The following is a 17,855-nucleotide window of genomic DNA, read 5'->3' on the forward strand; positions in this document are numbered from 1 at the left end:
GACGCACCGACCGGTCGTCGCGCCGTCCGGCCCGACGCGTCGGGATCCACCGGAGAGCAGGCATTGCCCTATCCGCCGGCGCCCGGTGAACGGCCCGCCCGTGGGCGGGGCGCCGCAGCGGTACCGACTCCGGACCCCACCGGTCGGCACGGCCCGGACGCACCGCCCACCCCGGATCCGGCCGGCCGACGACGTCGTCCACCAGCCGAGCCCGGCCAGGAGGGTACGGCCGGCTCGGGTCGACCCGGGCCGGCCGGCGACCATGGCGACGACCCCTACGCCGGTGGGCGGCCCGCCGCCGGTCCCGCGGCTCGGGGGGCGGTCCGCTCCGCCCCACCCGGCCGGGCCCGACCCATCCCCGGCGACGCGCCCGCACCCGGCGCCGTGCGCCGTGGCGTCGACGGCCCACCGCGTCCCGGCCCGGGTGTCGACGCGACACGTCCGGACGGCCCGGCTCGTGCGGCGGTGCCGCCGGGTGTGGATGGTCCGCCACGTTCACGTCCGGACGGTCCGGCTCGTGCCGCCGTCCGCCCGCCCGGCGCGCAGCCGCCCACCGACGACCGGGCGGTCGGTGAACCGGGGCCGGCCGGCCTGGCCCGTGGTGGTGCGCCGGTCGGTCGACCCGCGCCGGCCGACCGTGCCGCCGGACGTGCCCTGCCTCCGAATCGGGAGCCCGGTCGTGCCGAGCCGAGCGGTGTCGCGCCCGTGCCGCCGCCCGGCCGCGCCGGCGAGCCCGTCGGCGTGGCCCGCGCCGCAGCCGTGGTGCCGTCCGCGTCCGGCCCGGTCGACCGGCCGGCGCCGGAGCCCTCCGACGGACCGGCCCTGCGTTCGGCCGGTCAGGACGTGCCGGACGACGACGCCGCGCCGGGTGCCCGTTCCGAGGAACGCCGGCAGACCCGTGAACGACGCCGCCTGCGCGCGGCGGTGTTGGTGCTGGTCAGCGTCGTGCTGCTCGGTGCGGTGCCGCTCTTCTTCGGCATCCGGACGCTGAGCCGTGACCCGGTCTTCGACAACCTGGACCAGCTCGGCGTGCCCGGCTGGGCGGCCGCGAAGACTGTCGACGACGTCAGTGGCAGCCGCTGGTGCCTGCTCGACTGCCGGCTGCGTGAACGCACCGTGACCTCGGAGAAGGCGCCCAAGGAGACGGCGCAGGTCTACGAGGACGCGCTGCGCCAGGACGGGTGGCGGCCGTGGAAGGTGAGCCGCTGCCCGGAGCAGCAGACGAAGGGCAGCTACACCTGCTGGCGTCGCGACGAGTTGACCCTCGACCTGTGGGTACGCGAGCCGACCTGTGTGCCGCCGCCGGTCGACGGGGAGCCGGCAGTCGTGCCGTCCGCCGACCCGTCGGCCGACCCGTCCGCCGACCCGTCGGCCGCTGCGACCGAGTGCGCCGGCTCGTTGGTGTCGGTGAAGGTGCGCAATGCGATCGACGACGAGCGGACCAGGCCGCAGCCGACCACCGACCCGTCACTGACCGGTGAGGATCCGTTCCCGACGGTCAGTGCGGACCCGCTGGGTGAGCCGACACCCTCACCGTCCTGAGCCGGCCTCCATCACGGACGGTAGGGTCTGGGGCTGGCGGGCACGCCCGCCACCGGTGACCGCCGACGGCTCGGCGACCGGTACGGGTGCCATGGTTGTGCGTTCCCGGGACGTCGGGTCCTGCGGAACTCTGCTTGAGGAGGACAGGCGTGGGCGACATTTTAGCGATCGCGGCGCTGGTCGCGGCATCCGCGTTCGCGGTGTTGGTGCTCATCCTGACGCTGCCCATCCTGCGGCTGCGGCACACGGTTGACGCCACCACCCGCATGATCAACGACCTCAACGATCGGACCGCTCCGCTGCTCGGCGACGTGAACACCACTGTGAAGAACGTCAACACCGCGCTGGAGCAGGTGCAGATCTCGCTCGACGGTGTGAACCTCCAGCTGGCGAAGGTCGACACCATGACCAGCCACGCGCAGAACGTCACCGCCAACGTCGCGAACCTGGCCACCGTCGTCTCCGCCGCGGCCGCCAACCCGTTGGTCAAGGTGGCCGCGTTCGGCTACGGCGTGCGTAAGGCCGCCGCCGGCCGCCGGCACGCCGAGACCGAGCGTGAGGTACGCGACACCATCAAGCAGCAGCGACGGGCCGCGCGACGCGGCAACAGCTGACCGACCGGCGTACCAGGGGGTAGCGGGACATGAGGCGCTTGTTCTGGCTCGGTATCGGGGTGGCCGTCGGTGTGGTCGTGGTCCGCAAGGCGACCCGGACCGCGCAGTCGTACACGCCGGCGGGCATCGCCAGCTCGCTGACGGAATCCGCTGGCGGGCTCGTCGAGTCGCTGCGTAGTTTCGTGGAGGACGTCCGGGTCGGGATGGCCGAACGCGAGCAGGAGATCCACCACGCGTTCGCCCAGGGCGAGGCGTTCGACGACAAGTTCGCCGACCTGCGGGAAGACCCGCGCATCGGCGATCGAGAAATCTTTCCGGAGGAACACCAGCGATGAAGACGGCGGAGATCAAGCGGCGGTACCTCGCGCACTTCGAGGCGAATGGCCACACCGTGGTGCCGTCCGCTCCGCTGCCCGCCATCAGCGACCCGAACCTGCTGTTCGTCAACGCCGGCATGGTGCAGTTCGTTCCGTATTTCCTGGGTCAGCAGACGCCCGCGTACCAGCGGGCGGTCAGCGTGCAGAAGTGCCTGCGCACCCCGGACATCGACGAGGTCGGCAAGACCAGCCGGCACGGCACGTTCTTCCAGATGAACGGCAACTTCTCCTTCGGTGACTACTTCAAGGCCGGCGCGATTCCGCTGGCCTGGGAGTTGTCCACGAAGCCGATCGCCGAGGGTGGTTACGGGCTGGATCCGGAGCGGATCTGGCCGACGATCTACCTCGACGACGACGAGGCGTACGAGATCTGGCGGTCGGTGGGGGTGCCCGCCGAGCGGATCGTCCGCCGGGGCAAGGCGGACAACTTTTGGTCGATGGGCATTCCCGGGCCGTGCGGTCCGTCGTCGGAGCTGTTCTACGACCGGGGCCCGGAGTACGGCCGTGAGGGCGGCCCGGCGGTCGACGAGGACCGGTACATGGAGTACTGGAACCTCGTCTTCATGCAGTTCGAGCGGGGTCCGGGCACGACCAAGGAGGACTACCCGATCCTGGGTGACCTGCCGGCGAAGAACATCGACACCGGCATGGGCCTGGAGCGGATGGCCTCGATCCTGCAGGGTGTGGACAACCTGTACGAGATCGACGAGGTCCGGCCGATCCTGGCCCGGGCGGCCGAGTTGACAGGTAAGCGGTACGGCGCGCACTCCGGTCACGTGGCCAGCGAGTCGCACCCGGACGACGTCCGGCTGCGGGTGATCGCGGATCACGTGCGGACCGCGCTGATGCTGATCGGCGACGGGGTGACCCCGTCGAACGAGGGTCGCGGGTACGTGCTGCGCCGGATCATGCGGCGGGCGATCCGGTCGATCCGGCTGCTGGGCTGGCAGGACCGGGCGCTGCCCGAGCTGCTGCCGGTGGCCCGGGACTGCATGGCGCCGTCGTACCCGGAGCTGGCGACCGACTTCGACCGGATCGCGGACTACGCGTACGCGGAGGAGGAAGCCTTCCTGTCGACGCTGCGTGCCGGGACGACGATCCTGGACACCGCGATCGCGGAGACCCGCACGGCGGGTGGCTCCGCGCTGTCCGGGGCGAAGGCGTTCCAGCTGCACGACACGTACGGCTTCCCGATCGATCTGACCCTGGAGATCGCCGCGGAGCAGGGCCTCACTGTCGACGACGAGGGTTTCCGGCGGCTGATGGCCGACCAGCGGACCCGGGCGAAGGCGGACGCGCAGGCCCGCAAGACGGGGCACGTCGACCTGTCGGCGTACCGGTCGGTGCTGGACGCGGGCGGGCCGGTGACGTTCACCGGGTACAGCGAGGTGTCCCGCGAGTCGACGGTGCGGGCGCTGCTCGGCGCCGACGGCCCGCGTCAGGCGGCGACCGAGGGCGACACCATCGAGCTGGTGCTGGACACCACCCCGTTCTACGCCGAGGGCGGTGGTCAGCAGCCCGACCAGGGCATGATCACGGTTGGTGGCGGGCAGGTCGAGGTGCTCGACGTGCAGCAGCCGGTGCCGGGCCTGATCGTGCACCGCGCCCGGGTGATCCGGGGCGAGGTACGCGCCGGTGAGGCTGGCTTCGCCGAGATCGACACGACCCGGCGTCGGGCGATCTCCCGGTCGCACACCGCCACGCACCTGGTGCACCAGACCATGCGCAACTTCCTCGGCGAGTCGGCCACACAGGCCGGGTCGCTGAACGCCCCCGGCCGGCTCCGGTTCGACTTCAACACCCCGACCGGGGTGTCGCCGAGCGTCCTGCGTGACGTGGAGCAGCAGGTCAACGAGGTGCTCCTGGCCGACCTGGAGGTGCACGCCTTCATCACCTCGTTGGACGAGGCGCGGCGGATCGGCGCAATGGCGCTCTTCGGCGAGAAGTACGGCGAGGAGGTGCGCGTCGTCGAGGTGGGTGACTACGCCCGGGAGCTGTGCGGCGGCACGCACGTGGCCCGCTCGGCCCAGCTCGGCCTCGTGAAGATCCTCTCCGAGTCGTCGATCGGCTCCGGTGTCCGCCGGGTCGAGGCGCTGGTCGGCATGGACGCCTTCGGCTTCCTGGCCAAGGAGCACCTGCTGGTCTCCCGGCTGGCCGAGTTGTACCGGGTGCCCAACGATCAGGTCGCCGACCGGGTGGAGCAGACAGTCACCCAACTTCGGGACGCCGAGAAGGAGCTGGAGAAGCTGCGCGCCCAGCTGGTGCTGGGTGGCGCGGCTGCGCTCGCGGCGCAGGCCAAGGACGTGCGCGGGGTCGCGTACGTGGGCACCGAGGCGCCGGAGGGCGCGGCCGGCAACGATGTGAGAACGCTCGCCCAGGAGATCCGCGGCAAGATCGACCCGGCGCGGCCGGCGGTCGTGGCGGTGGCCGCGCGGTCGAACGGCAAGGCGTCCCTGGTGGTGGCGGTCAACGCGGCGGCGCGGGGTCGCGGCCTGGCCGCGTCGGATCTGGTGAAGGCGGCGTTCTCCGGGCGCGGCGGTGGCAGCCCCGACCTGGCCCAGGGCGGCGGTCTGCCCGCGGCCGAGGCGCCGAACCTGCTGCTCACCGTCGAGAAGGCGATCACTGAGGCGTGATGCATCATCACTGCGAGTCAGGGCGGGCCATGTGGTCCGCCCTGACTCGTACCCGACCGGCGGTGACCCTCGGTGGCTGAGTTGACGCGCGGCGTGCGGATCGGCGTGGATGTCGGTCAGGTGCGGGTGGGCATCTCCCGCTCGGATCCGGACGGGATCTTGGCGACGCCGCTGGTCACCCTGGCCCGCGACCTCACGGCGGCGCCGGACGCGGTGCCGAGCGACCTCGCCGAGCTGGCCGCGTTGGTGGCCGAGCACGAGGCCGTCGGGGTTGTCGTCGGCCTTCCGGTCAATCTCGCCGGCAAGCACGGCCCTGCGGCCGTCCACGTGAAGGCGTACGCTGACCGACTGGTCGATGTGATAGCGCCTGTCCCGGTAACGCTCACTGACGAGAGGATGTCGACCGTGGTCGCTTCTCGTAGGCTTGCCGAGCGTGGCGTCCGAGGTAAACGTCAACGTGCGGTTGTCGATCAGGCGGCCGCGGTGGAGATCCTGCAGAGCTGGCTGGACGCGCAGCGGAGGCGGACGTAATGATCGACGATCTAGATCTTGGGTTCGACGAGCCGGAGCGGGGGGAGAAGGGTCGGCACCGGCGCGGCTTCCGCAAGCGCAAGAGCGGGTCCGGCGGCAGCAGCCGGGGCAAGACGTTCCTGGCCCTGCTGATGGCCCTGTTCCTGCTGGGCGGCATCGGCGGCGGCGCCTTCTACGGCTTCGACCGCATCCAGAACTACTTCGTCACCCCCGACTACGACGGCGGCGGGGCCGGTGAGATCACCGTCGAGATCAAGGGCGGCGCGCTGATCGCCGACATGGCCGACGCCCTGGTGGCGGCCGACGTGGTGAAGAGCCAGAAGGCCTTCATCGAGGCGGCCGAGGCCAACTCGCGTAGCAAGAACATCCAGCCGGGCACGTACAAGCTGCGCAAGCAGATGAGCGGCGCGAACGCCGTGACCGCGATGCTCGACCTGAAGAACAAGATCGTCAACGGGCTGACCATCCCCGAGGGCCGGACGAGCTTCAACATCTACAAGCTGCTCTCCGAGAAGACCAAGGTCCCGGTCAAGGACTTCCAGGCCGCCGCGAAGGACCCGGAGGCGCTCGGCGTTCCGGACTGGTGGTTCAAGCGCGACGACGGCAAGAAGGTCGTCAAGTCCATTGAGGGTTTCCTCTACCCGGACACGTACGAGATTCCGCCGAAGTCCACCGCCGAGAGCGTCCTCAAGCTGATGGTGAACCGTTTCCTCTCGGTGAGCGGGGAGATGAAGTTCGCCGACCGGGTGCAGGAGGAGCGCAAGGTCAGCCCGTACGAGGCGCTTATCGTGGCCTCACTGGCCCAGGCCGAGGCAGGCAACAAGGACGACCTGGGCAAGGTCGCCCGGGTGGCCTACAACCGGGTGTACGGCGAGTTCAACTGTAACTGCCTGGAGATGGACGTCACTGTCAACTACTACCTGGAGTCGATCGGCAAGCCGACCAAGTCGTCCAAGCAGATGACGGCGGCCGAGTTGGACGACGAGAAGAACCCGTACAACCGCAAGCTGCGCGGCATGATCCCCACCCCGATCAACAACCCCGGCAAGCAGGCCCTGGAAGGGGCGATGGACCCGCCGCCCGGCAAGTGGATCTACTTCGTGGCGATCGACGATAAGGGTCACTCCGCTTTTGCTGAAACGTACGAGGGTCACCAGAAGAACGAGGCGAGGGCGAGAGAAGCAGGAATCATCTGACCGGCCGGGTGCCGCCTAAGGGCTCCCCTCCCATTGCTGGTTGGAGTCGATCCCGACGTGTGGGGGAGAGCGGAGAGATGATGTCGACAGTGACCGGCGGTGATCGTGTCGACGCGTAGGGCCGCGGTGCTGGGCAAGCCGATCGCGCACTCCCTCTCCCCGGTGATCCACACCGCGGGTTACGTCGCCGCCGGCCTGACCGGGTGGTCGTACACCCGGATCGAGTGCGCGGCGGCGGAGCTGCCGGATCTGGTCGCCGGCCTGGGCCCGGAGTGGGCCGGGTTGTCGGTGACCATGCCCGGCAAGGAGGCGGCGCTCGCCGTGGCCGACACCGCGTCACCGGTCGCCGCCGCCGTCGGCGCGGCCAACACGTTGGTACGCCGTCCGGACGGATCCTGGTACGCGGACAACACCGACGTCGCCGGCATGGTGGGGGTGCTCACCGACGCCGGCGTGAGCGCCGGTGCCGCCGTGACGGTGCTCGGCGCCGGCGGGACGGCCCGCGCCGCGCTCGCCGCCGCCGCGCAGTTGGCCTGCTCGTCGGTGACCGTGGTGGCCCGCCGACCGGAGGCGGTCGACGAGCTGCGCCCGGTGGCCGACGCCCTGGGTGTCGCGCTGGCGCCCGCACCATGGGCCGACGCGTCCCGGCGGTTCTCCACCGCCGACGTGGTCGTCTCCACGGTGCCGAAGGGGGTCGCCGACCCGCTGGCCGGCGCGGTTGCCTGGCGGCCGGGCGCGGTGTTCTTCGACGCCCTCTATGACCCGTGGCCGACACCGTTGGCGACGGCCGCCGACGAGGCCGGCTGCCGCATCGTCTCCGGTCTGGACCTGCTGCTGGCCCAGGCGGTCGGGCAGTTCGAGCAGTTCACTGGCGTTGCCGCGCCGAGGGCGGCGATGGCTGCCGCGCTGACTGCCGCTCGCGCCGGCTGACGGACCGAACAGGCAGCTCACCGCCGGCGCCATCCCGTTGGCGATCCGTCGCGGTCGCAGGTAGCCGCGACACGTCCCGCAGGCAGGCTCCCAACCCGCCCCGTTGACTCGGCGCGCGCCCCCCAGGCAAGGTGGAGAGCGGGCTTCGGTCGCATCAGCGGCCAGAGCCCGCCGATGTCCCTGAGGCGGTTTCTTAGCTGACGGTTAAGACGCGCTTACGGAAAGCTGTCCTACCTGCCGCATGTCCTGGTCATCGATACGCTGCTCACCGTTACGGACGCAGACACAGGGAGTTTCCTTGACCAGGCACGGACTGCACCGCATCACCCGGTTCCGTTCTGGACCCCGGCGCAAGGCGATTGCCATCGGCGTGGTCGGCGGTTCGGTGGTGGCGGGCATCGTGGCGACCATGATGCCGCTGCTGGCCGGCGATGACCTGTCGATCCGGGCGGCGGCGGACACTACCGCCACCACGGTGTCGCAGGACGGTGACAACGCGGTCAAGCCGACGCTGGCTACCTGCGCGACTCGCTGCGACGGTAACCCGCGCGGTGGCCGCGACGCGGTCATCGAGTTCGCGGTGACCACGGTGCCGGCCGCCGCGGTCAACGTGCGGGCGACGCTGCGGGTGCACGCCTGGCAGCAGTTCGCCGCCACCGTGACGGCGCACTCCTCGCCGCTGAGCGCCCGCGAGTCGCGGCCTCCCCTGACGTCGGCCGGTGCCGCACTGGACAGCGTGACCGGTGTGTCCAAGGGCTTCAACGAGTGGGACGTCTCCAAGTTGGTCACCGGCAACGGCACCTGGACGGTCTCGTTGGCGCAGAGCGGCCTGGAGAGCCGGATCTACTGGGCGTCGGTCGAGAACCGCAACCCGGAACTGCGGCCCAGCCTGCTGATCAGCTACGACCTCGGGGCCCGGCCCTCGCCGGTGACCCCCACCCGGCCGGCGCCGCCGCCCTCACCGAGCGCGTCGCCGACCACCGCGCCGAAGCCGTCGCCGACCATCGCCCCGACCCGGACGGCGACCCCGAGCGCCAGCGGCACCCTTCCGTCCGGCAAGTGCGGGTCCGTCTCGGACAAGCTCGTCCCGTCCTGCGGCGCCTGGTGGGGCATGTACACGCCCACCGGCGCGGCCGGCGGCTGGGACCACGGCAAAGCCGTCACCGACGTGGAGACGCAGGTCGGGCGCAAGTTCGACATCGTGCACCGCTACCACGACTTCTCCAACGCCGGCAGCAACGGCGCCTTCCCCGACGTGTACGAGTCGCAGCAGATGCGCGAAGGCCGGTTGATGTTCTTCGCCTGGGAGTCCCGTGACTTCTCCGCCGGCACCACCCTCAAGTGGTCGGATGTCTACGGTGGCAAACAGGACGACACCATCGACGCGGTAGCGGGCCGGATCCGCGCCGCCGGTGTGCCGGTCTTCATCGGCTTCGACCACGAGCCGGAGGACGAGCCGGCCAAGGGCAGCGACGCCGACTTCGTCCGGGCCTGGCGGTACGTCCACGATCGGTTCACCAGGGCCGGCGCGACAAACGCGGTCTGGGTCTGGACGATGATGGGTTGGTCCGGGCACCACTCCCGGTACGCCGGCCTGTACCCCGGTGACCAGTACGTCGACTGGGTGGCCTACGACCCGTACAACTTCCACGTCTGCAACGGCAGCACCGTATGGAAGAGCCCGAAAACAACCATCGGCGATTTCTACAGCTGGCTGGACAACAACGGCATCGGCGCCAGTAAGCCCCGGATGCTCGCCGAGTTCGGCACCAACTTCAACTCCGCCGACCTGGGCGCCAAGCAACGCTGGTTCCAGGATTTCCCGGCGGCGCTGAAGGCGCACCCGAAGATCAAGGCGGCGATCTACTTCAACTCGGCCGGTATGACCAGCCGCACGTCGACCTGCGACATGACGATGAATCACGACGCCTCGGCAGTAGCCGGCTTCGCGCAGGCTGGCCAGGACCCGTACCTGCGGCAGCCGACCGGTGGGAGTCGCTGACGACCTCCGGACCGACGACGAGCCCTCAGCCCAGATGCTGCCGTCGGAATTCGCCACTGTCGTGATTGTGACTCGGCCGCAATAGGAAAGTTCGGTCGATGGCGCGGCCCCGAAGATTGCCGAGATCAGGACGGAGGGTTGACGGGGAGCGGACAGAACGGCGGCTTTCGCGGAGCGTCCCAGTCCCCTAACGTGTCACCTCGAACGCCATGCGGTGGTGCCAGCGGATCCTGAACGGGGTCGATGCTCGGTGCCCGGGTGAGAGGGGACCGATGACGTCGGCGAACATCAGGGGGCTGTGCGCCGCGGACGTGGCGGGCTCAGCCGCCGCTCGACCGGGCGGCGGTGTCCGACCGTGGTCCTGATCTACGCTCTTGGGGCGTTGTCGGTGCTGGTACCGGTGTTGCTGGTTCCGGTGGTGGCGACCCGTTGGGTGCCGGCCGTGCGGGCCAGCCGAATGGCCGACCGGCTGCGGGTCGCGGTGGCCGGGCTCACCGAGGCTTTCGGCCAACTGGGGGCCGCCCTGGTCGTCCTGCTCGCCGGGTGCGCGGCAGTGGTGACGATCTGCTGGCCTCTCGGCGAATTGCTGTCCAAACTGGAACCCACCCTCGACAATTCGGTCTTCGAGTACGTGCATGCCCGTCGTGTCGAGACGTGGGCCGACATCAACTCGTTCATCACCGCGATCGGGGACCGCTACCCGCTCAAGTGGGTGACGGTGGTCGCGGCGATCGGCTTCGCCATCGCCTGGCGACGCCGCCGATGGTGGATCCCGCTGGTCGCGATGCCGTTGCAGTTCGTCGTCGAGCAGTACACCCAGCAGATCCTGGCGCTGACCGTCAACCGCGGCCACCCTCCCACCGACCTGGGCACCTACCCCTCCGGCGGGTGCGCCCGGGTCATGCTCACCTTCGGCACCATCGCGATGTTGGCGGGGCTGACCTGGAACATCCCGAGACGCGGCCGGATCGCCATCGCGACGGCGCTGACCGTGTTGGTCTCCGTGGAGGGCTACACCCGGATCTATGCCGAGCGGCACTGGTTCACCGACGTGATCGGTGGTTGGATCTTCGCCATCCTGCTGCTCGGTGTGATGGTGCTGACCGTGCTGGTGGCCGAGAATCGGGTGCGTCCGCCCGTTCGGTCCGCGGACGAAACTCCCGTCGCGGTGACCAGCACCACCTGATCGGGTTTCGCATCGCTGTTCCACAGCGGTACGCCGAGGTGGTCTGACACCTGATACAAAAGCCGTCCATCGTCGTCGCGTGGGGCTGGCGACAGCCCACTCGGCGGATATCGCAAAATATGATCGGCGAGGCACGCTACGCGGGTTCTCGTCCAACTTGGAGGCGCAGCGTGCCCAAAGTTCCGCTCTCTCGGTCGTCTGCCGGATTCCGTGTCCGCGTGGCCGCGGTCGGTTTGATGACCGTCGCCGCGGTGTTGATTGCTCCCACCGCCACCTCGGCCGCCGTGGTGCCGGCCCCGGAGACGGCGACCCTGGTGTCGACCAATCCCGCCGACAACACCCCGCACGGCCGCGACGGTGAGACCCGTGCCTTCGCGCAGGTCGGCTCGCAGGTGTACGTCGGAGGCAGCTTCACCCAGATCCGGCAGAACGCCAGCGCCGCCTGGGTGACGCAGAGTTACCTGTTCTCGTACGACCGGACCACCGGAACCATTTCCACCACGTTCCTGCCGGTTCTCGACGGCCCGGTCAACTCCCTGATCCCCGGCCCGAATGGCACGCTCATCGTCGGCGGCGGGTTCAAGAACGTCAATGGCGTGGCCCGGTTGAACCTGGTGGCCCTGGATCCCACGACCGGGGCGACGATCGGCAGCTGGGTCGGCCGGTCCGACGGCGGCATGATTCGGGACATGGTGCTGCGCGACAACTGGCTCTACGTCGCCGGCGCCTTCAACTGGTTGAACGGCACCTCGCACTCGGGGCTTGGTCGACTCAACGCCACCACCGGCGCGATCGATCCGACCTTCAACATCAACGCCACCGTCGGGCGGCATGGCATCGGCTCGTACGGCTGGACGATCGATGTCACCCCGGACGGGCAGACGATGATCGCCGGCGGCAACTTCACCCTGGTGAACGGGCTGTCCCGTAACCAGATGGCGATGATCGACCTGTCCGGCACGCCGACGGTGCTGGACTGGAGCACCGAGAAGTTCGTTGCGCCGTGCGCGGCGCCCACGACCTTCGTGCACTACGTGCAGGACCTGAAGTTCGGCGCGGACGGCAGCTGGTTCGTCGTCGGCACCAACGGCGGCGCCGGCTGGCCGGCCGCCTACTGCGATGCGCTGATCCGGTTCGAGACCGCGAACCGGGGGACCGGTCAACTCGGCACCTGGGTCGACTACACCGGTAACGACACCATCACCTCAGTGGAGGTCGCGGACAACGTCATCTACCTGGGGGGCCACTTCCGGTGGCTAAACAACCCGAATGCCAGCGACGCGGCCGGCAACGGCGCGATCGATCGGCTCGGCATCGCCGCGGTCACCCCGGCGACCGGCCTGCCGGTCGCCTGGAACCCCGGCCGTCGCGGCAGCGCGTCCATGCCTGCCGGCACCAGCAACTGGGGCTCACAGGTCCCCGTGCTCTGGCGGGGCAGCGACGGGCTCTACTTCGGGCACAACTCCGACGGAATGGGCAGCGAGTACCACGGCCGGCTCGGCATGTTCCCGCTTGCCGGCGGTCGCACCTTCGCCCCGAAGAACCCGCCGACCGCGGCCACCGGCAACCTCTACCTCGGCACCGGTGAGGGCCAGTTGGCCAAGGCTTCGTTCAACGGTTCGGCGGTCGGTGCCCCCACCACCGTCAGTCAGCCCAATTACACCAACGCCGGGGCGACCTGGCGGGTGAGCGACCGCATCTACTGGTCCCACACGGTGGCTGGCACTCCCACCGGCAGTCGGCTCGACGTCTCCATGTTCAACGGTGGCGCCATCGGCGTCCCCTGGGAGTCGTCGGGCTTCAACGACTGGTTCAACGCCGCGGGCCTGACCGGGGCGTTCTACCTCGACGGCCGGCTCTACTACACCCGCAGCGGCGCCAACGCGCTCTACTACCGCTACTTCGAGATCGACGGCAACTATCTCGGCGCCACCGAGTTCGCTCTGCCGACGAGCGGAGTCACCTGGTCGTCGGTGCGAGGCATGGCCTGGGTCAACGGCCGGATCGTGTACGGCGCGACCGACGGTACGCTACGGAGCGTGTCGTTCGATCCCACCGCTGACCTGGTCGTCGACGGTACGACCAGCACGGCGATCGCACCGGCGAGCGGCGACCTGACCTGGTCCACGCCGCGGATGTTCTTCTCCGTGCAGTGACGACGGGCCCTGTCGTCGCGGAGAATCGATAGCTCACGATCGGGCCGGCGGCGGACCACGTCGCCGGCCCGAAGCGTCAACGGAGACGTAGGGCGCCTGTCGTGGCAGGCGTCCACACGTCCAGGCAACTCACAACAGACGGTGAAGTTTCATGGCTGATGCACCTCCCGGTTCCTGGTCCGCCGACGCACTCGGCGGTGGAGGCACGCCGGCCCGGACGGTCACACTGACCGACCTGCTCCGCGTCCCTCTGCACCGGATCCGGCTGGTGGGGGCGGTCGCTGCCTTCGGTCTGCTCGCCGCCCTCGGGTACGTCCTGATCATGCCGAGCGCGTTCACCGCGAGCGCCGTGGTGGCGGTCCGCCCGGTCGTCACCGATGCGTTCACGCCGAGCGGCGCCGCCGCCGACCGAGCGGTGAACATGAACGTGGAGAGCGGCATCGCCACCGGGACGGAGGTGGTGCAGCGGCTGGCCGACGAGGGCGGGGACCCGAGCGATGTGCGGGACGCCCTCGAGGTGGAGGTGCCGACCGGCGGGCAGATCCTGCGCTTCTCCTACACCGGTCGCTCCGCCAACGAGGCGGTGAACAACGTCAATCTCGCCGCCCAGACCTACCTCGACGTGCGCCGGATGATGTACGAGAAGCAGCGGGCCGAGATGCTGAAGCGGTACGACGAGAGTGTCGCGGAGGTGGAGAGGCAGCAGGATCTGTTGCAGCGGCGAATCGCGAGCGCACGGAACGGTTCGTTGGACGCTGCCATCGCCGAACTGGGCGGCATCAACAATCAGCTGACCCAGTTGAAGTCGTCGCGCACGGAGATCGCGGCCGTCGACGTCAATCCGGGTTGGATCACGCAGAGCGCGGAAAAGGTCCTGGTCTCCTCCGGCGGGCACATACTGCTCTACGTTCTGGCCGGTCTGTTCGGTGGCGCACTGGCGGGCGTGGTGCTGGCGTACGCCTGGGAGTCCGCGGACCGCCGGATTCGATCGGTCCAGGACGGGCGGGACGTCACCGGCCTGCCGCTGCTCGGCACCGTGCGCGGCCGGCTGTTCCGGGGCCGAGGAAAGGCGGTCGCCGCCGACATCCGGTATGTGGCGATGGCGATCGCGGAGCAGGTTCGCGAGCCGGCCCGGGTGGCGCTGCTGACCACGAACGAGGACCAGACGGCCATCACCGCCGGTCTCGCGGTCGCGCTCGCCGCACCCGGCCGGGAGGTGTATGTGGCCGACGACAGCGGTCGTCTGGAGAAGCTGCGTGCCGCGGTGCTGGCGGACCGGGACCAGCTGTCCGCGGTGGCCAACCCGGCACGTCCAGTCGTCCCGAAGCCGCGGGTCGCCGGCTCGGCCGGCGGTGCTGACGTCACCGACCAGGTCCCCGCCCGTCGTCCGTCCCCTTACCCGGTCGGCGCGTACCCGTCATCGGACCCGGACGCCACCCTGACCCTGCCCCGAGCGAGCCCGAGCACGGCCGCGAGCGGCCCGAGCCCGATCGGGAAGAGCGGGGAGGACGTGCCGGTGGGAGCTGGCAAGGTGCGCTTCGGCACGTGGCGGCAGCGCGGTTCCAGCGGAGTGGTGCTCTTCAACGCGCCACCCTCCGAGGCCGACGAGCGCGGCGTCGCGGCGGCCCGCCAGGGCACCGCGGTGGTGGTGGTGGAGCAGGACAGGACCCGTCAGGGTGACCTGCGCCGGCTCGCCGAGCGGCTGCGGGCGGCCGGTGTGTCCCCGCTGGGGTTCGTGCTCACTCGCAGCGGACGGGGCTGAGGGTGGTCGTCGCCGTCGCCCTGGCCAGCAACGAGCCGGACGCGAGCGGCCTGTCGGCCAACGCCGCGCCGCTGCCGCCCCGGCTGCCCATCTGGCCGCTGCTGATCATGTTCGGTCTGGTTCCGCTGTGGTGGCTGGCCGGCGCGTTCTACCTGATCTGGCCGCTGTTCGGCGCGGTGCTGCTGGCGTTGCTGATCGTCCGGGGGCGGGTGCCGCTGCCACCGGCCACCGGCACCTGGCTGCTGTTTCTCGCCCTCGTGCTGCTCAGCGCCACCCAACTGCCCTCGCCGGCCTCGCTCCTACCGTTCGGTCTGCGGCTGGGCTACTACGTCACCGCACTCGTCCTCGGCGTCTACGTGTACGTGTACGCGCGCGAGCGGGCCGACGCGGCTGCGGCGCTGGTGCCGATCTGCGTGTTCTGGTTCGGCCTGGTCGCGCTGGGGTGGCTCGGTGTGCTGGCGCCGCGCTTCGCGCTGACCACCCCGGTGGAGATGCTGCTGCCCGGGGGGATGGCCAGCCACCCGTACATGCAGGACCTGGTGCACAGCACCGCCACCGAGTACAGCAAGGTGGCGCTCAACCCGATCTACCGGCCGGCGGCGCCGTTCCCGTACACCAACAACTACGGCAGCGCGTACGCGATGACGTTGCCGTGCGTGGTGGCGTTCACCATGTTGCGTCGGCGCGGGATCCTGCGCTGGGCGCTGCTGGTGTCGCTGCCGCTGTCGCTGGTGCCGGCCTTCCTCACCCTGAACCGGACGATGTTCGCGAGCCTGGGCGTGGGCCTGGCCGTGCTCGGGGTGCGGGCCGCGGTGCGCGGGAACGTCCGGGTGGGCGCGTCCGTCGTCGGGGTCCTGGTCATCGGCGGGCTCGGCAGCCTGTTGATCCCGGTCGCCGAGTTGATCAACAATCGGGTCGAGTCGACCGACACGAACACGGACCGGTTCTCCCTCTACGCCGAGGTCCTCCGGCGCATCGCGGACTCGCCGTGGCTCGGGTACGGCGCTCCGGTCACCGTGGACACGGTCACGGCAGAGGTGCCGGTGGGCACCCAGGGGCAGCTTTGGACGGTGTTGTTCAGTCACGGCGTACCGGCGTTGCTCTTCTTCCTCGCCTGGTTCGTGATCGTTACGCTGAAGAGCGCCAGGGCCCGTTCGGCGCCCGGGCAGTGGCTGGCTGTGGTCCCGGTGATCTGCCTGGTGCAGATCCCGTTCTACGGCATGGCCGACCCCACCATCACGATCGCGTACTTCGGGGTCGCCGTCGCGATGGCGCTCGCCGAGCGGGAGGCGGGGGCCAGTCCGAAGCACCCTGTCCGGAGCCCGAAGGCGTTGGCGGCATGACCACCGGAACCCGCGCCGCCGTCGGCTCCGGCGCCGACGGTACGGCCGAGGCGCGGCGCAGCGCCCGCACCGGCCTGGCGGGGCTTGCCGGGGCCGCGACCAACGGGCTGTTCGGTTTCCTGCTGGCGGTGGTGATCACCCGCAGCTACGGCACCGTCGGCTCGGGCGCCTTCTTCGCGGCGATCGGAGTGGTCACGGTGACCGCCGCCATCTGCACCCTGGGCGCGGAGACCGGGCTCATCTGGACGTTGCCTCGCCGGCGTGTCGGCCGCGGAGGCGACGCGGCACGGGTGCTCCCGGTGGCGCTACTGCCTCCGCTGGCGGCCGCCGTCGTCGTCGCCGTCAGCGGGGTCTTCGCCGCCGACGCGCTCGCACCCCATCTCCTGGACGGACGCGGCGGCACCGACACGGCCCTGCTCGCGGTCAGCTTCGCCACGGTGCCGCTGGTGGTGGCGATGACGCTCCTGCTGGCCGTCCTGCGCTGCGTCCGCCCGATCCGGGCGTACGTCGGGGTGCAGTCCGTCCTGGTGCCGGTCGCCCGGCCGCTGCTGGTCGGCGTGGCGGCCGTCGGCAGCGGTGGCGTCCTGGCCGGCATGATCGGTTGGGTGGTCCCGGCGGCGATCGCCATCCTGGTCTGCCTCGTGCTGGTGACGGGCCCGCTGGGCGTCGGCCGGGGGTCGGCGCTGCGCCCCGAACGGGCCGACTGGTCGACGTTCTGGCGTTTCGCGCTGCCCCGCGCCGCTTCCGCCGCGATCGACGCCAGCGCCGTCTGGGTCGGCGTGCTGCTCACCTCGGTGCTCGCCGGGCAGGCCGACGCCGGCGTGTTCGGCGCGGTCGGCCGCTACATCCTGGCCGGGCAACTGGCCATGCAGGGCTTGCGGGTGGCGGTGTCGCCCCAGCTGTCCCGCCTGCTCGGTGCCGGTGAGCGGGCCGCGGCCGCAGCGGTTCACCGGCAGATGACCACCTGGGCCCTGGTGTTGTCGTGGCCGGTCTACCTCCTGCTCGCGGTGTTCGGGCTGGCGTTCCTGCAACTCTTCGGGCCGGGCTTCACCGCCGGAGTCACCGCGATCACCGTGCTGGCCCTGGCCATGCTCGTCAACACCGGCGTGGGTAACGTCCAGACGCTGCTGCTGATGAGCGGGCGCAGTGGCCTGCACCTGGTCGCGACGGTGGCCGGGCTGGTGGTCACCGTCTCGCTCGGACTGTGGCTGATCCCGCAGTACGGAGTGACGGGTGCCGCTCTGGCCTGGGCGGTCGGCATCGCCACCGAGAATCTGATCTCCTTCGTCTGCGCCCGGGTGGTGATCGGCCAGCCGCTCGTCGACTTGGCGCTGGCCCGGGCGGCGGCAGCGGTCGTCGTCGGGGTGGGGATCGCGGCGCTGGCCGGCGTGCTCACCGGCGGTCGGGGGATCGCCGGCCTGGTGGTGGCACTGATCGTGCTGGTCACCGGCTGCGTCGGCTTGTTGACGGTGCCCGCGGTGCGACGGCGCATCCGGGTGACCATGAAGCAGTTCCGTCCCGGTCGGACGGCGGCGCCGCTCGCCGCCGACGCCGCCGCGACGTCGACGAAGGACAGGTGAGAA

13 protein-coding genes are annotated in these 17,855 nt (G+C 70.5%); all 13 read left to right on the forward strand.

Features of this window, described 5'->3' with window-relative positions; translation table 11 throughout:
• Nucleotides 1-843: 843 nt before the first annotated feature.
• The 13 genes from KBX71_RS24740 (at nt 844) to KBX71_RS24800 (ending at nt 17,852) form a co-directional block, all read left to right on the forward strand.
• Nucleotides 844-1,542 (forward strand): hypothetical protein, encoded by a 699-nt coding sequence (locus tag KBX71_RS24740; protein ID WP_210820347.1) that lies wholly within the window; start codon nt 844-846, stop codon nt 1,540-1,542.
• A gap of 149 nt (nt 1,543-1,691) precedes the next feature.
• Nucleotides 1,692-2,156, forward strand: coding sequence for a DUF948 domain-containing protein (locus tag KBX71_RS24745; RefSeq protein ID WP_210820291.1), 465 nt, complete (start codon nt 1,692-1,694; stop codon nt 2,154-2,156).
• Nucleotides 2,157-2,185: 29 nt separating this feature from the next.
• Nucleotides 2,186-2,491 (forward strand): hypothetical protein, encoded by a 306-nt coding sequence (locus KBX71_RS24750; RefSeq protein ID WP_124823093.1) that lies wholly within the window; start codon nt 2,186-2,188, stop codon nt 2,489-2,491.
• Complete coding sequence (gene alaS / locus KBX71_RS24755; protein WP_210820292.1) at nt 2,488-5,166, forward strand: alanine--tRNA ligase; 2,679 nt, start codon at nt 2,488-2,490, stop codon at nt 5,164-5,166. Before KBX71_RS24750 ends, alaS begins: the two co-directional genes overlap by 4 nt.
• Before the next feature lie 72 nt (nt 5,167-5,238).
• Complete coding sequence (gene ruvX / locus KBX71_RS24760) at nt 5,239-5,697, forward strand: Holliday junction resolvase RuvX (RefSeq protein WP_184184558.1); 459 nt, start codon at nt 5,239-5,241, stop codon at nt 5,695-5,697.
• Nucleotides 5,697-6,893: an endolytic transglycosylase MltG gene (gene mltG / locus KBX71_RS24765; protein WP_210820293.1), complete on the forward strand. Its 1,197-nt coding sequence runs from the start codon at nt 5,697-5,699 to the stop codon at nt 6,891-6,893. Before ruvX ends, mltG begins: the two co-directional genes overlap by 1 nt.
• 102 nt (nt 6,894-6,995) lie before the next feature.
• Complete coding sequence (locus KBX71_RS24770; RefSeq protein ID WP_210820348.1) at nt 6,996-7,823, forward strand: shikimate dehydrogenase; 828 nt, start codon at nt 6,996-6,998, stop codon at nt 7,821-7,823.
• Nucleotides 7,824-8,121: 298 nt separating this feature from the next.
• Nucleotides 8,122-9,825: a glycosyl hydrolase gene (locus KBX71_RS24775; RefSeq protein WP_210820294.1), complete on the forward strand. Its 1,704-nt coding sequence runs from the start codon at nt 8,122-8,124 to the stop codon at nt 9,823-9,825.
• Nucleotides 9,826-10,180: 355 nt separating this feature from the next.
• Entirely contained in the window at nt 10,181-11,011 is an 831-nt protein-coding gene (locus KBX71_RS24780) for a phosphatase PAP2 family protein (protein ID WP_210820295.1), read from the forward strand.
• Nucleotides 11,012-11,247: 236 nt separating this feature from the next.
• Entirely contained in the window at nt 11,248-13,167 is a 1,920-nt protein-coding gene (locus KBX71_RS24785) for a delta-60 repeat domain-containing protein (RefSeq protein WP_210820296.1), read from the forward strand.
• A 151-nt stretch (nt 13,168-13,318) separates the two neighbouring features.
• The gene (locus KBX71_RS24790; protein ID WP_210820297.1) at nt 13,319-14,929 is read left to right on the forward strand and encodes a lipopolysaccharide biosynthesis protein; all 1,611 of its coding nucleotides are present in this window, start codon (nt 13,319-13,321) and stop codon (nt 14,927-14,929) included.
• Nucleotides 14,930-14,949: 20 nt separating this feature from the next.
• Nucleotides 14,950-16,272, forward strand: a complete 1,323-nt coding sequence (locus tag KBX71_RS24795; RefSeq protein ID WP_247684086.1) for an O-antigen ligase — start codon at nt 14,950-14,952, stop codon at nt 16,270-16,272.
• Complete coding sequence (locus KBX71_RS24800) at nt 16,269-17,852, forward strand: lipopolysaccharide biosynthesis protein (RefSeq protein ID WP_210820298.1); 1,584 nt, start codon at nt 16,269-16,271, stop codon at nt 17,850-17,852. The genes KBX71_RS24795 and KBX71_RS24800 overlap by 4 nt, the downstream gene beginning before the upstream one ends.
• Nucleotides 17,853-17,855 lie beyond the last annotated feature (3 nt).

The organism is Micromonospora sp. D93 (assembly GCF_018070365.1).
Taxonomy (GTDB): domain Bacteria; phylum Actinomycetota; class Actinomycetes; order Mycobacteriales; family Micromonosporaceae; genus Micromonospora; species Micromonospora ureilytica.